Genomic DNA, 14,834 nt, shown 5'->3' on the forward strand with positions numbered 1-14,834 from the left:
CGGGCACACCCGCGTCCTCCCGCACGCGCGGGAGTGGGCGCCGGTGCGGGGCGCGCACGCGGGCGTCCGGAAACCGGGGCGGAAACCGGCGCGCGCGGGCGGCGGCCCTCCCGACTCCCCGCACCCGCGCCCGGGCCGCGCGCCTCACCCCGCCCGCCGCCGTCCGGCACCCCCCACCCCCGTCTCACATGTTGGACGCAATCGGATCGAAATCGCGCGAACTATCGACAGATCGGCATCACTGGTGTTCGATATTGGCCAACAGATCGATACAGAGCGATCACCATAGCGAGAAGCTCGCTCCCGGAATCCGGAGCGGGCAACGGACACGGGAGCTGTTACCCCATGGCGAAGATCGTCCTGGACGGCGTCGACAAGGTGTACTCCGGCGGAGTCAAGGCCGTCGACAACCTGAACCTGGAAATCAACGACGGCGAGTTCATGGTGCTCGTCGGCCCCTCGGGCTGCGGCAAGTCCACCGGCCTGCGGATGATCGCCGGTTTGGAGGAGATCACCGGCGGCGACCTCTACATCGGCGACGAGGTGGTCAACGACCGCCCGCCCAAGGACCGCGACATCGCGATGGTCTTCCAGAACTACGCGCTCTACCCGCACATGACGGTCGAGCAGAACCTCGCCTTCGGCCTGAAGCTGCGCAAGATCCCCAAGCCGGAGATCCAGAAGCGCGTGCAGGAGGCCGCCTCCATGCTCGGCCTGGAGTCCTACCTCAAGCGCCGCCCCGCCGCCCTCTCCGGCGGCCAGCGCCAGCGCGTCGCCATGGGCCGCGCCATCGTCCGCGAGCCGCAGGCCTTCCTGATGGACGAGCCGCTGTCCAACCTCGACGCCAAGCTGCGCGTGCAGATGCGCGCCTCGCTGAACCAGCTGCACGAGCGCCTGGGCGTGACCACGGTCTACGTCACCCACGACCAGACCGAGGCCATGACCCTGGGCGACCGCGTCGCGGTGCTGCGCGACGGCCGCCTCCAGCAGGTCGACACCCCCAAGAACCTGTTCGACCGCCCGGCCAACCTGTTCGTCGCCGGCTTCATCGGCTCCCCCGCCATGAACTTCGTCAACGCCGAACTGCAGAAGGACGGCTCGGGCGCGCTGCTGAAGTTCGCCGACCAGACCCTCTCGGTGCCCGGCGCCGTCGTCGACGACCGCCCCGGCCTGCGCGACTACATGGGCAAGCAGATCATCCTGGGCATCCGGCCCTCCGACTACGAGGACGCCGCGATCGCCGGCAACGGCACCAACGCCACCATGGAGGCCGTCGCCGACGTGACCGAGGAGCTGGGCACCGAGATCAACGTGATCTTCTCGGTGAACGCCCCTCCGGTCCGCCACGAGGAGGCCGCCGCTTTGGCCGCCGACGCCGCCGGCGACGAGGCCGAGGAGGCCGCGCTGCCGCTGAGCGGCGACAAGTCGCAGTTCACCGCCCGCGTGAGCCCGCGCAGCTCGGTGCGCCCCGGCGGGACGATCACCCTGGCGGTCGACACCTCCCAGATGCACTACTTCGACAAGGACAGCGGCCTGGCCATCGGCCAGCCCGCCTAGCCGCCCCTCCGCGGCGGGCCCCGCTCCCCTCCCGCCGGAGGCCGCACTCGCCGGCGGCGTCCGGCGCGGGCCCGCAGCAGCCGACGGGCCCCGGAACGCGTGTTCCGGGGCCCGTCGGCCTGTGCGCCGCCGCTCAGGCGGGCGGGCGGGTCACTTGACCGCGCCGGCCATCACGCCCTGCACGAAGTACCGCTGAAAGGCGAAGAACACCAGCAGCGGCACGACCATCGACAGGAACGCTCCGGCGGAGATCACGTCGATGTTGGCGCCGAACTGGCGCATCTCCGACTGCAGCGCCACGGTCATGGGCTGGCTGGCCTCCGAGGCGAAGACCAGCGCCACCAGCAGGTCGTTCCAGACCCACAGGAACTGGAAGATCCCCAGCGAGGCGATCGCCGGGCCGCCCAGCGGCAGGATCACCCGCCGGAAGATCGTCAGCTCCTTGCCGCCGTCCATGCGCGCCGCCTCCAGCAGGTCGCGCGGGATCGCCGCGAAGAAGTTGCGCAGCAGGAAGATGCCGAACGGCAGCCCGAAGCCCACGTGGAACAGCACCACCGCCGGGATCGACCCGTAGAGCGGGGTGCCGCCGTAGAGGCTGGAGATGGGCACCAGCGCCACCTGGAGCGGCACCACCAGCAGGCCCACCACGGCCAAGAACAGCCAGTCGCGCCCGGGGAACTCCAGCCAGGCGAAGGCGTAGGCCGCCAGCGAGGCCACCACCACGATGAGCACGGTGGAGGGCACCGTGATCAGCACCGTGTTGCCGAAGGACGCGACGAAGTCGGGGTTGTCCAGCAGTTCGGCGTAGTTCTGCAGGGTCAGCTGGGAGGGCTTGGTCAGCACCGCCCACCAGCCCGAGGCCGCGTTGTCCTGGGGCGAGCGCAGGCTGGAGAACAGCAGCCCCAGGGTCGGCACGAGCCAGAACAGGGCGATGAGGATCAGCACCACCTGCACCGCGCCCGATCCCGTGCGGGCCACCAGCCGCGCGGCCACCGACCGGCGCGGCGCGCCCTCGCCGCCCGGCTCGGCCGGAGCGGGCCCCGCGTCCGGCCCGGCCGGCTCCACCTGTGTGCTCATGAGTCCTCCCGGCGGAACCGTCGGATCTGGAAGACCATCGCGGGCACGACCAGCAGGAGCAGGAAGACCGCCAGCGCACTGCCCAGTCCCTGGTCGTTGATGCCGAAGGAGACCTGCCACATCTCCAGCGCCAGCACGTTGGCGTCGGCCCGCACCGATCCCGGTGCGATCACGAACACCAGGTCGAAGATCTTCAGGACGTAGATCATCAGGGTCACGAATACCACCATGAGCACCGGTGAGAGCAGCGGGACGGTCACCCGCCGAAACACCTGCCACTCGGTGGCCCCGTCGACCCGGGCGGCCTCCAGCGCCTCCCGGGGGATGGCCGAGAGCCCGGCGGCGATCAGCACCATGGCGAACCCGGCCCACACCCACAGGTAGGCGGCGATGATGGAGGGCGTGATGAGCGTGGGCCCCAGCCACGTCAGGCCGTTGTAGGGCTCGGAGAAGTTGGATGCGGCCAGCCGCAAGGTGTGGTCGCCGCCCTCCAGCCCGGTCAGCGTGAAGGTGCCGTCCGCCGCCGTGGTGGCGGTCGCGACCGCTTCGCCGTCGCGCACGGCCTCCACGCGCAGCGCGGGCAGACCGGTCTCGGTGGAGTCGATCTCCCCCTCCCGGCCGCCGCCTCCGCGGGTGAAGTCCACCCAGACCGTGCCGGCGACCCCGTCCGGGGAGGCCTGCGGCCGGGCGGCGTGCTCGGTGTCGCTGGGCAGCTCGTCGCTGTTCACGCCCACCAGCGGGATCGTGACCGTGTCTCCGGGGGTGACGGGCTCGGCGAGCCGGTACCCGCCCCCGGGTGTCTCCTCCAGCGGCACGCCCTCGCGCGGCTCCGCGCCGGGGTAGGCGCCGGTCGGCGCGACGGTGTCCTGGACGGTGGTGATGACCGCGTTGGCCAGGCCCCGGTCGGGGTCCTGCTCGTAGACGAGCCGGAAGATCACGCCGGAGGCGAGGAAGGAGATCGCCATCGGCATGAACACGACGATCTTGAAGGCCGTCGACCAGCGGATGCGCTCGGTCAGCACCGCGAAGACGAGGCCGGCCACCGTCACCACGGCCGGGGCGACCGCGATCCAGACGACGTTGTTGCGCAGGGCGATGAAGGTGTCGGCGCGGGTGAACATGCGCGCGTAGTTGTCGAGCCCGACGAACTCGGTGCCCGGGGCGTCCCACAGGCTGCGGTAGACCGAGAACAGGATCGGGTAGACGACGTAGATCCCGAGGAACAGCAGCGCGGGCAGCAGGAAGAACACGGCCAGCCAGGCGGGCGGGCCGAGGCGGCCCCGGGGGGCGGGGCCGCCGGCCCGCTCCGCCGCGGGAGCGGGGCCGGCGGTGTCGGCGGTGTCGGCGGTCATCGCAGGCGGCCGCCTTTCCCGCCGGGCCGCCGCTCGCGCGGCGGCGCCGGCGTACTGGTTGTCGTCGCCGTCGTCATGGGGCTACTCCGCGTTCGAGGCGGCCTGTTCGAGCTTTTCGGCCGCCCCCTCGGGATCGCTCGGGTCGCGCAGGTAGTCCTGCAGGACCGCCCACATCCCCTTGCCCTCGGTGGCGCCGAACTGGCTGGGCACCTGGTCGGAGAGGTCGTAGCGGACGTCGTCCCCGGCCTCCAGGATGGTCTGCGCCAGGGTCTGGGTGAACTCGTCGGGGTAGGCGTCGGCCTCGACCTGGGAGTTGGCCGAGAGGTAGCCGCCCAGCCCGGCCCAGGTGGTCTGGGCCTCCGGCGAGGCGAGGTAGGCCATCAGCCGCTGGACGCCCTCGGCCTCGCTCATGGCCACGGCGATGTCGCCGCCGACCACGACCGGTGCGTCCTCGCCCACGGCCGGGAAGGGGAAGGCCTGCGCGGTCTCGCCGACGGTGGCACCGGCCTCCTGGGCGCTGGCCGCCACGAAGTCGGCCTCGTAGACCATGGCGGCCTGCTCCTGGCCGAAGACCTGCGAGACGCAGGTCGGGAAGTCGGTCTGCACCGCGCCTTCGGTGCCGCCGGCCATCCAGTCCTCCTTGCCCCACACATCGGCGAGGGTCTCCAGGGTCTGCACGACGCTGTCGTCGGTCCAGGGGATCTCGTGGGCCACCAACTGGTCGTACTTCTCGGGTCCGGCCTGGGACAGGTAGACGTTCTCGAACCAGTCGGTCAGCGTCCAGCCCGAGGCGCCACACATGGCGAAGGGGGTGATCCCGGCGTCGGAGAGCGTGCCGGCGGTGGTGCCGGTAAGGTCGTCCCAGGTCTCGGGCGGGCTGACGCCCGCCTGGTCGAAGGCGTCGGGCCGGTACCAGATGATCGACTTGTGCGCGGCCTTGAGCAGCACGCCGTAGGCGTCGCCGTCGACCGAGCCCAGATCGCGCCAGTAGCCGGTGTAGTTCTTCTCCAGCGCCGAGGCCGCGTCGCCCGACAGCGGCACGAGGGCGTCCTGGGCGGCGTACTCCCGGACCAGGCCGGGCTGGGGCAGGACGGCCACGTCCGGCGGCTCGCCGGCCTCGATCTTGGGGCCGAGGTAGGCGCCGGTGTCCTCGCCGGTGGACTCGTAGGTGACGGTCGCTCCCGTCTCCTCCTCGAACCCGGCCAGCACCTCGGTGAAGTTCTCCTGCTCCACACCGGTCCACTTGGCCGCCACCAGCAGCTCCACGCCGGCCAGGTCGCCGGCGCCGCCGGACTGCGTCGCTCCGGGGCTGCAGGCGCTCGCCGCGACCAGCGCAGCGGCCGCGGTCACCGCGAGCGCGCCGCGCCCCCTCCACATGTGCTCACGCATGTGTTCCCTCCTTCGGCTGGGTGGTGGAAGCCGGCTCGCCCCAGATGCCGTCTCCCGTGGCGGGGTCGAAGAAATACAGCCGCCCGGTGTCCACCCGCACCCGCACCGGCTCACCGGGTGCGGTCTGCGAGCGGGGGCTGAACCGGGCGATGGCGTCGCTGTCCGGAGCGGCGGCGTCGATCTGGTCGGCGCCGGCGTCCCGGGCGAGTTCCTTGGTGTCCTCGGTGACCACCGGCGGAGCCGACAGCCGGAAGTGCACCAGCAGTTCGGCGCCGAGCGCCTCGACGAGGTCGGTGGTCGAGGTCAGGACCGCGCCACCGTCGGCGCCGCCGAGGTCGGCGTCGTCCATGTCCTCGGGGCGGATGCCCACGGCGATCTCGCCGCCGAGGTAGTCGCGCAGGCGGGGGCGCTCGTCCAGCAGGCCGGCGGGCACGGCCAGACGCTGCCCGCCCAGCTCCAGGCGCGCCCCCGGCCCGTCGGCCTCGAGACGGGCCTGGAAGAGGTTCATCGACGGCGACCCGATGAAGCCGGCGACGAACAGGTTGGCCGGGCGGTTGTACAGCTCCTGGGGCGGCGCGACCTGCTGCAGGACGCCCTTCTTCAGCACGGCCACCCGGTCGCCCAGGGTCATCGCCTCGACCTGGTCGTGGGTGACGTAGAGCGTGGTCACGCCCAGGTCGCGCTGGAGGCGGGAGATCTCGGCCCGCATCTGCACGCGCAGCTTGGCGTCGAGGTTGCTCAGCGGCTCGTCCATCAGGAAGGCCTGCGGCTGGCGCACGATCGCCCGGCCCATGGCCACCCGCTGGCGCTGTCCGCCGGAGAGGTTGCGGGGGCGGCGGTCGAGGTGCTCGCTCAGGCCCAGCGTCTCGGCGGCCGCCTCCACCCGCTGCTTGATCTCGCGCTTGGGGAGCTTGCGCAGCTGCAGCCCGAAGGCGATGTTGTCGCGCACCGAAAGGTGGGGGTAGAGGGCGTAGCTCTGGAACACCATGGCCACGTCGCGGTCGCGGGCGGGTGTGCGGTTGACGACGCGGTCGCCGATGGCCAGCGTGCCCGAGGTGATCTCCTCGAGCCCGGCGACCATGCGTAACGCCGTCGTCTTCCCGCAGCCCGAGGGCCCCACCAGAACCAGGAACTCGCCCTCCGCGATGTCGAGGTCGAGCCCCGCCACCGCGCTCGTCCCGTCCGGATAGGTCTTGCCGATGCCGGACAGTCGGACCTGCGCCATATTCTCCTCCGTGTACCGCGCCGTTCGGACACACCGCGGCCGGCAGTCGTCGACCGCGGGGTGAGGCCGGTCTGCGTCACACGGGTTTGTGACCCGCGCCGCAGCAGCACTGGCCCTCTTGTATCAGGGCATGTCGCGGCTGCCCAGGGGCCGGGAACCCCCTGTTACAAAGCTGTATCCGCTACTGCGGGGGCCGTGCGGACGCGTCGGCGGATCGGGCCAGGTCGCGGCCGATCACCATGCGCTGGACCTGGTTGGTGCCCTCGACGATCTGCAGTACCTTGGCTTCACGCATCAGCCGCTCGGCGGGCAGGTCGCGGGTGTAGCCCGAGCCGCCGAGGACCTGGACGGCGTCGGTGGTGACGCGCATGGCGGTGTCGGTGGCGAAGAGCTTGGCCATGGCCGCCCGGGTGCCGAAGGGCAGGCCCGCGTCGCGCCGCCGGGCGGCGGCGAGGTAGAGCTGCCGCGCCGCCTCGACGCCGGTGGCCATGTCGGCGAGCATGAACGACAGGCCCTGGAAGTCGCCGATCGGCCGGTCGAACTGGCGGCGGGCGCGGGAATGGGCCACGGCCAGGTCGAGCGCCGCCTGGGCCAGGCCGACGGCGCAGGCGGCGATGCCCAGCCGCCCGGAGTCCAATGCCGCCAGCGCGACGGCGAACCCCTGGCCCTCGTCGCCGATGCGCTGCTCGGTGCGCGCTCCGTCGAAGTGCACGACCGCGGTGGGCGAGGACGCCATGCCCATCTTGCGCTCGGGCGGGTCGGCCTCAACGCCCGGAGTGTCGGCGGTCACGTGGAAGCAGCTGATCCCGCGGGCGCCCGAACCGGGCTCGCTGGTGCGGGCGAAGACGGTGTAGAAGTCGGCGACCCCGCCGTGGGTGATCCAGGACTTGGCGCCCTCGACCGTGTAGCCGCCGTCCTCGCGGCGGGCTCGGGTGGTCATGGCCGCGGCGTCGGAGCCGGACTGGGCCTCCGACAGGCAGTAGGCGCCCAGCCGCCCGCCGCCGATCATCCCGGGCAGCAGCCCGGCGCGCTGCTCCTCGGTGCCGTAGGCTGCCAGCGGGAAGCAGGACAGCGTGTGCACGCTCAGCCCCAGCCCCACGGCCAGCCAGCGGGCGGCCAGCTCCTCGACGACCTGCAGGTAGACCTCGTAGGGCTGCTCGCCGCCGCCGTAGGCGGCCGGGTAGGGCAGGCCCAGCAGCCCGGCGTCGCCCAGCAGGCCGAAGGCGTCGCGGGGGAAGGCGCCCCGCTCCTCGTCGCGGGCGGCCCGGGGCGCCAGCTCCCTGTCGGCGATGTCGCGGACCAGATCCAGCAGGTCTGCGGCCTCGGGTGTGGGCAGGACGGGCTCGTGGGCCATGCCTTCGCTCCCCTGGAGTCGTCGGGCGGGATCGCCGCCGCGAACTAGTCGGACATCCTAATTGTTACTAGGAAGGCCTACTATATAGCGAGCCACCGGCGCGCCGCCTCCGGCGGCGGCCCCCGGGGAGTCGGTAGACGAAGACGCGGGAGCGCGACCCGGCGGTGAACCCGGCTGCGCGCCCCGCAACCCGCAGCGATGCCGACGGGGCCTTCCGGCCGCGGGCCCGACCGGCTCAGGCGTGCCACCCCGGCCCCCGCGGTCCTCCACCGCCCCCGGCACAGGGCGCCCGCCGCCCGATCCGGTGCCGGCGCATTGCGCCGACGGTTGTCCCGGCCTCCGCGGACCGGACGGTCACTCGGCGATCGGCTCCAGCCGTGCCAGCATCCGCTCCCACGTCCACTCCCGGCACACCCGGTCGCGGCCCCGCTCGCCCATCGCGCGCGCGGTGTCGGGGTCGGCCAGCAGCAGCGACAGCTTCCCGGCGACCGAGCGCGCGTCGCCGCCGTCGACCACGTAGCCGGTCTCGCCGTGGCGCACGCGCTCCCCCGCGGCCGCCCGGCCGGCGACCACCGGTCGGCCGCAGGCCGCGGCCTCCAGCAGCCGCGCCCCCGCATCGGCGTTGCGGCGGCCCGAATCGGTCCGGCACGGCAGCGCGAAGACGTCCGCGGCGGCGTAGAGCGCGGGCAGTTCGGCCCGGGTGAAGGGCCCGGCGAAGGCCACCTGCCGCTCGACCCCCGCCCAGGCGGCCAGCTCGCGCAGCCGCCGCAGGTCCGGCCCCTCTCCGGCCACCAGCAGCCGCACGCCGGGAAAGCGCACCCGCAGCCAGGTCATGGCCCGCACCAGGCTGTCGGCTCCGCTGTCGCGCACCAGGCGGGCGCCCGCGCACAGGATCACGGGGCCCTCCCCCAGCCCGTGCTCGCTCCGCAGCGGCGCCCCGTCCGCGCCGGGCCGGAAGAACCCGGCGTCCACCCCCTCGGCCAGGCGCACCAGCCGCACCCGCGAGTCGGGCGCCAGCACCCGCTCCACCCGTATCCGGGCGTCCTCGTTCGGGCAGGCGAGCACGTCGGCTCCGGCGGCGATGCGGCGCAGGATCGGCCGCGCGGCCGGGCCCCAGGCGCCGGCCCCGCGGGTGGCGGCCACCACCTCTCCGTCGGCGGCCGCGCGCACGGTCGACGCCATCAGCCCCAGCCCGGCCTCGGCCAGCAGGACCCGGTCGCAGCCGTAGCCGCGCATCAGCCCCGCCACGCGCCGCGCGGTGCGCCGCGTCGGCAGCAGCCGCGGGCCGGCGTCGCGCTCGATCGGATAGTCCTGGTGGTCGTCGAACCCGCCGGTGCCCGCCGCGACGGTGTGCACGACGACGCCCAGGCCGTCGCGGCCGGCCAGGTGCCGGGCCAGCCGGCTCCCGAAGGTCTCGGCCCCGCCCCCGCGGCCGGGAAAGTCGTTGGTGACCAGCAGCGTGCGCGCCGCCATGGTGGACCCCCGCATAGCTCGTCATGGCAACGGCTCGATGGCCGTCGAGTTCCTCGGCTCCTGCAGTATCCGCACAGGCCGCGGACAACCGCGGCGCCGCTCACGCGTGCCGCTCCGCTCACGCCGGAGGAACCGGCGCCCCCGCGCCGTCCCCTGCCGACCGCCCCCTGACGGCCGACACCGCCATTGTGCCGCTCGCGCACCGGCGCCCGCGACGGGGCATGCCAACCGTGACGGGCCACACGTCGGACCCCGCGCGCCGGGCGCCGGGCGCTTCGGCCCCGCCCCGGCGCGGCGCGGCCGCACCGCGGAGCGGGTCAGCCCACCGAGGAGAAGGCGACCACGCCGCGGCGGACCAGGTCCACGGCGCGGCGCGCGCTGCGGCGGACGCCGCTGTCCTCGGGTGCGGCGCCGGCGATCTGGCCGAGCATGTCGACCAGCTGCTTGGTGGTGCGCACGAAGTCGCCGGCGGGCATGTCCGCCTCGCCGAGGATGCGGTCGAGCCGGTCGCCGCGCGCCCAGCGGTGGGTGGTCCACACGAACCCGAGATCGGGCCGGCGCAGGAACGCCACGCCGTTGTCGCGCTCGACCTCGTGCAGCTCGCCCCAGAGCCGCTCCATCTCCTCCAGCACCGCCGCGGGCGGGCCGTCGGGCACCCGCGGGAACGAGTCGTCGTTGCGACGCGACTCGTAGACCAGCGAGGCCACGCACGTGGCCAGATCCTGGGGGTCCAGGTCCTCCCACAGGCCTCGGCGCAGGCACTCCGAGACCAGCAGGTCCAGTTCGGAGTAGACCTTGGCCAGGCGGGACCCCTCGTCGGTGACCGTGTCGCCGTCGAGGTACTCCAGGGTGTCCAGCACGCCGCAGACCCGGTCGAAGGTCCGGGCGATGACGTGCGAGCGCCCCTCGACGCGGCTGCGCAGCGAATCGGTCTCCTTGCGCAGCCGGAAGTACCGCTCGGCCCAGCGGGCGTGGTCCTCGCGGTCGTCGCAGCCGTGGCACGGGTGCTGCCGCAGCTCCCTGCGCAGGCGGGTGATCTCGGGGTCCTCGGTGTCGTCGCCGCGGCCCTGCTTGCCCGGGTCGACGCCGCCGGTCCTGTCGAGCTTGTTGCGCAGCGAGGACGCCAGGTCGGTGCGCGACTGCGCCGAGCGGGCCGAGAAGTTCTTCGGGATGCGCAGCCGCCCGGCCGGCTCCACCGGAACCGGGAAGTCCGCGGCGTTGACCCGCTTGACCTGGCGCTTGACCGTCAGAACCAGGGGGGCGGGCACGTCGCCGCGCAGACCCGGGTCGAGCACGACCGCGAAGCCCGTGTGGCGCCCCGAGGGGACCCGGATGATGTCGCCGGCGCGCAGCCGCTCCAGACTGCGCACCGCCTCCTCGCGGCGGCGCGCGCTGCGGCCCTTGGCCGCTTGGTTTTCGCGGTCGCTGAGCTCGCGCCGCATCCCCGCGTACTCCATGAAGTCGCCCAGGTGGCACGTCGCCGCCTGCGCGTAGCCCGCAAGGGCCTCCTCCTGCTTGCGCATCTGGCGGCTCAGGCCCACGACCGCCCGGTCGGCCTGGAACTGGGCGAAGGAGGCCTCCAGCATGGTGCGGCTGCGCTCACGGCCCACCTGGCCCACGAGGTTGACCGCCATGTTGTAGGAGGGCTGGAAGCTGGAGTTCAGCGGGTAGGTGCGGGTGCTGGCCAGGCCGGCGACGGACTCGGGGTCGGTGCCGGGCTGCCAGACGACCACGGCGTGGCCCTCGACGTCGATCCCGCGCCGCCCGGCGCGCCCGGTCAGCTGGGTGTACTCCCCCGCCGTCAGCGCGGCGTGGGTCTCGCCGTTCCACTTGTCGAGCTTCTCGATGACCACGGTGCGCGCCGGCATGTTGATCCCCAGCGCCAGGGTCTCGGTCGCGAAGACCGCGCGGATGAGGCCGCGGGAGAACAGGGTCTCCACGACCTCCTTGAACGTCGGCAGCATGCCCGCGTGGTGGGCGGCCACGCCGTGCTCCAGGGCGCGCAGCCATTCGTCGTAGCCCAGAACCCGCAGGTCGGCGGCGGGGATGTCGGAGCACTGGCGCTCGGCGTAGGCGCGGATCTCCGCGGCCTCCTCCTCGGTGGTCAGGGCCAGGCCCGAGTACATGCACTGGCGCACGGCGTCGTCGCAGCCGGCGCGGCTGAAGACGAACACGATCGCGGGCAGCAGGCCCTCGCGGTCGAGCTCGTCGATGATCTGCACCCGGCTCGGCGGCGCGTACTTGGCGCGCGGCCGCGCGGAGGTGCGCGCCCGCGCCTGGGGATGGCGCCGGCGGTGCGCGAGCTGGGTGATGCGGTCGTCCTCCTGGGCGAGGCGGATCAGCCGCGGGTTCACCGCCATGCGCTCGCCGTTGACCATGATCTCGGCGGGGCGGGAGTCGGCCTTGCGGTCGCGCTTGCGGGTGCGCTTGCCGCCCCGGCCCGGCCCTTGGCCGTCCTCGCCGCCCTGGCCGTCGGCCGCCTCGTCGACCGGCACGAACAGGTCGTGGATCCGCTTTCCGGCCATGACGTGCTGCCACAGCGGCACCGGGCGCTTCTCGTCGACGATGACCGTGGTCTCGCCGCGCACCTGCTGCATCCACTCGCCGAACTCCTCGGCGTTGCTGACGGTGGCCGACAGCGCCACCACCCGCACCGACTCGGGGAGGTGGATGATGACCTCCTCCCACACGGCGCCGCGGAAGCGGTCGGCGAGGTAGTGCACCTCGTCCATGACCACATACGCCAGGCCCCCGAGGGTGTGCGAGCCGGCGTAGAGCATGTTGCGCAGCACCTCGGTGGTCATGACCACGATGGGCGCCTCGCCGTTGACCGTGTTGTCGCCGGTGAGCAGGCCGACCCGTTCGGCGCCGTAGCGGCGTACCAGGTCGGTGTACTTCTGGTTGGACAGCGCCTTGATGGGGGTGGTGTAGAAGCACTTGGCGCCGTCGCGCAGCGCCAGGTGCACGGCGTACTCACCCACGACGGTCTTGCCCGATCCGGTGGGCGCCGCCACCAGCACCCCGTCCCCCGCCTCCAGCGCCTTGCAGGCGCGCAGCTGGAAGCGGTCGAACTCGAAGCCGTAGAGCCCCTGGAACTCCTCGATGGCGGCGCTGGATTCGGCTTGGCGCCGACGGAAGGCGGCGTACCGCGCGGCGTGGGTACTCATATCCACCAAGCCTATGGCGTTGCGGCGGGTGAAGCGCACGTGGCGCAGCGCGCCCCGCCCCCGTGCCAGGCGGGTTCGGAGCCGATCCCGGCGGAGAACCCCGGCGCCCGGCCCGTGCGCCCGAGCGGGCGCGGGTCAGCTCGCCGCGGCGCCCCCGTCGCGGCCCTCGCGGCCGCGGGCCCCGCCTGAGTCCTGCTCGGCGCCGGGAGAACCGGGCGCGACCACCGCGGTCACCGGGACCTCGCCGCGCTGGACGGCGGCCTCCTCAGCCGTGAGGTACTCCTCGGGGATGTCGAACTCGCCGTCCTTGGCACCCAGCACGAACGCCTCCCACTCGGCGGGGGTGAAGAACAGGGTGCCCTTCTCGGGGTGCTTGCCGTCGCGCACCGCGCGGTAGCCGTCGTCGAACTTGGCGACCTCGACCACGGCCGAGGAGTCCTCGCGCGAGAGGGAGGAGCGCTTCCAGACGGCGTGGGTGGTGTCGTGCCACTTGGAGTTGCCCTTGGCCTCGGGCGGCAGGTCCCGGCGGGTGGGAGTGGCGTCGTCCATCAGACTGCTCCTCGGCGGCGTCGGATCCACCCCGCTGGTCGGGGATCGGCGTATCCGAGACTAGCGCCTCGGTTCGGCGTCGGCCTCGGACTCCGCGTCATCGAGCGGGGAGATCTCGTCGTCGTCGAGCCCCGCCAGCCCGTCGTTCGTGCGCCGGCGCCGGTCGTTGACGAAGCAGAACAGCTCGGCGGCCTCGAAGAGCAGGATGAGCGGGATGGCCAGCGCCAGCATCGACAGCGGCTCGGCGGGGGTGACGACCGCGGAGAGCACGAAGATGCCGAACAGGATCATCCGGCGGGAGCGCGCCAGCGCCTCGTGGGTGACGACGCCCATCAGGTTCAGCAGGGCCACCAGCAGCGGGGTCACGAACCCCAGCCCGAACACCACCATCATCAGGGTCATGTAGCCCAGGTAGTTGGTGATCGTGATCATCGGCATCACGTCTTCGGGCGCGAAGCCGAACAGCACGGACATCGCGATGCCGGTGATGTAGTAGGCGAGGGTCGCACCGGCCACGAACAGCATCGCGGCCAGGGGCACGAAAACGTAGGTGTAGCGCTTCTCGCGGCCGTTGAGCGCAGGGGCGAGGAAGGCCCACAGCTGGTAGAGCCAGAACGGGCAGGAGACCGCCAGCCCCACGATCAGCCAGACGCGGAAGGCGACGAAGAACGGGTCGAACACGCCGGTGAAGATGAGGTCGCAGCCCTGCTCGCCGCCGCGCACCTCGGCCGGCAGGGAGCAGTAGGGCTCGTTGAGCCAGGCCCAGACGGGATCGTGGACCACATAGCCCACCGCGGTGCCCGCCGCGATGAACAGCATCGCCTTGACCAGGCGGTTGCGCAGCTCGCGCAGGTGATCCATCAGCGGCATGCGGCCTTCGGGGTCTCTCTGCCGCCGCCCTGCTCGACCCACCTGCATCGCCGCTACGCTCCTAGAACCCGACCTGACTCACACACCGGTCGGCGCACCGTGCGCCGACCGCGCGGCACCCGCCTCCGCCGGCGGCGGCTGGGGCGCCGTTCGAACTCTAGCCGCCGTAGCTGCGGCGGATGGGCTCGCCGTTCTCGTTGACGACCTGCTGGCCCGCCGGTAGCTCCGGGTAGCCGGCGCGGCCGTCCTGCTGCGGCTGCTGCCGGCCGTCGGTTTCGGCCTGGGCGCGGGACTCGTCGCCCTGGCGGGCCTGGGCCTGCTGGTCCGGCTTCTCCTTGTCCTCGGTCTCCTCGTCGGTCAGGCCCTTGGTCTCGGACTTGAGGATCCGGGCACTGCGGCCGAGGGACCGCGCCAGGTCGGGAAGCCGCCGCGCGCCGAACAGCACCAGCGCAATGAGCAGCAGAATGAGCAAAGTGCGGGCATCGAAACCCATGTCTCAACCTCTTTTCCCGGCGCCGCCTGCGCCATCGATGGTACGCCCCGCTTGTATCGGGGTCATGGGGCGTCCACCCGCCCGCGCCCGGTGAGGGCGCGCAGCCTTTCGTATGCCGGTTCGACATCGTCGCGGGTCCGCGCGAGCTGCCGCTGGAGCCGGCGCAGCTGGGCGAGCATCCTCAGGGCGAGAACGCCCACGCAGATCAGCCCGACCAGGGTCAGCGCGGCCAGCACAGCGAACACGAACACGGCTCCAGCTTACTGCTTGTACAGCACGATGGGGATGGACGAGGGATGAACCGGACGGATCAGGCGCCCGACCGGCG

12 protein-coding genes are annotated in these 14,834 nt (G+C 72.8%); 1 reads left to right on the forward strand and 11 read right to left on the reverse strand.

Annotated elements, in window-relative coordinates; all coding sequences use genetic code 11:
* Positions 1–345 precede the first annotated feature (345 nt).
* On the forward strand, positions 346–1,557 hold the full coding sequence (locus ABEA15_RS02075) for an ABC transporter ATP-binding protein (protein ID WP_344148485.1): 1,212 nt from the start codon (positions 346–348) through the stop codon (positions 1,555–1,557).
* A gap of 150 nt (positions 1,558–1,707) precedes the next feature.
* Here ABEA15_RS02075 and ABEA15_RS02080 read toward each other — a convergent pair whose 3' ends face one another.
* From ABEA15_RS02080 to ABEA15_RS02130, 11 genes are all read right to left on the reverse strand, one after another.
* Complete coding sequence (locus ABEA15_RS02080) at positions 1,708–2,634, reverse strand: carbohydrate ABC transporter permease (RefSeq protein WP_344144930.1); 927 nt, start codon at positions 2,632–2,634, stop codon at positions 1,708–1,710.
* Positions 2,631–3,986 (reverse strand): carbohydrate ABC transporter permease, encoded by a 1,356-nt coding sequence (locus ABEA15_RS02085; protein ID WP_344144932.1) that lies wholly within the window; start codon positions 3,984–3,986, stop codon positions 2,631–2,633. Before ABEA15_RS02085 ends, ABEA15_RS02080 begins: the two co-directional genes overlap by 4 nt.
* Before the next feature lie 81 nt (positions 3,987–4,067).
* The gene (locus ABEA15_RS02090; protein ID WP_345555222.1) at positions 4,068–5,375 is read right to left on the reverse strand and encodes an ABC transporter substrate-binding protein; all 1,308 of its coding nucleotides are present in this window, start codon (positions 5,373–5,375) and stop codon (positions 4,068–4,070) included.
* Positions 5,368–6,600 (reverse strand): ABC transporter ATP-binding protein, encoded by a 1,233-nt coding sequence (locus tag ABEA15_RS02095; protein WP_344144936.1) that lies wholly within the window; start codon positions 6,598–6,600, stop codon positions 5,368–5,370. The genes ABEA15_RS02090 and ABEA15_RS02095 overlap by 8 nt, the downstream gene beginning before the upstream one ends.
* 181 nt (positions 6,601–6,781) lie before the next feature.
* A complete protein-coding gene (locus tag ABEA15_RS02100; RefSeq protein ID WP_345555223.1) occupies positions 6,782–7,954 on the reverse strand; it encodes an acyl-CoA dehydrogenase family protein in 1,173 nt (390 codons plus the stop codon).
* Between the two features lie 354 nt (positions 7,955–8,308).
* Positions 8,309–9,442: a glycosyltransferase family 4 protein gene (locus tag ABEA15_RS02105; protein WP_344144940.1), complete on the reverse strand. Its 1,134-nt coding sequence runs from the start codon at positions 9,440–9,442 to the stop codon at positions 8,309–8,311.
* 302 nt (positions 9,443–9,744) lie between these two features.
* On the reverse strand, positions 9,745–12,594 hold the full coding sequence (locus ABEA15_RS02110; RefSeq protein ID WP_345555224.1) for a DEAD/DEAH box helicase: 2,850 nt from the start codon (positions 12,592–12,594) through the stop codon (positions 9,745–9,747).
* A 135-nt stretch (positions 12,595–12,729) separates the two neighbouring features.
* Positions 12,730–13,143, reverse strand: coding sequence for a DUF397 domain-containing protein (locus ABEA15_RS02115; RefSeq protein ID WP_344144944.1), 414 nt, complete (start codon positions 13,141–13,143; stop codon positions 12,730–12,732).
* 60 nt (positions 13,144–13,203) lie between these two features.
* Positions 13,204–14,013 carry a twin-arginine translocase subunit TatC gene (gene tatC, locus ABEA15_RS02120; RefSeq protein ID WP_345555225.1) on the reverse strand — a complete coding sequence of 270 codons (810 nt, stop codon included), beginning with the start codon at positions 14,011–14,013 and terminating at the stop codon, positions 13,204–13,206.
* A gap of 157 nt (positions 14,014–14,170) precedes the next feature.
* On the reverse strand, positions 14,171–14,506 hold the full coding sequence (tatA, locus tag ABEA15_RS02125) for a Sec-independent protein translocase subunit TatA (RefSeq protein WP_345555226.1): 336 nt from the start codon (positions 14,504–14,506) through the stop codon (positions 14,171–14,173).
* A gap of 62 nt (positions 14,507–14,568) precedes the next feature.
* Complete coding sequence (locus tag ABEA15_RS02130) at positions 14,569–14,757, reverse strand: hypothetical protein (protein WP_344144951.1); 189 nt, start codon at positions 14,755–14,757, stop codon at positions 14,569–14,571.
* Between the last annotated feature and the right edge of the window lie 77 nt (positions 14,758–14,834).

Origin of the sequence: Streptomonospora halophila (assembly GCF_039542725.1) — a bacterium.
In the GTDB taxonomy this organism is placed as follows: domain Bacteria; phylum Actinomycetota; class Actinomycetes; order Streptosporangiales; family Streptosporangiaceae; genus Streptomonospora; species Streptomonospora halophila.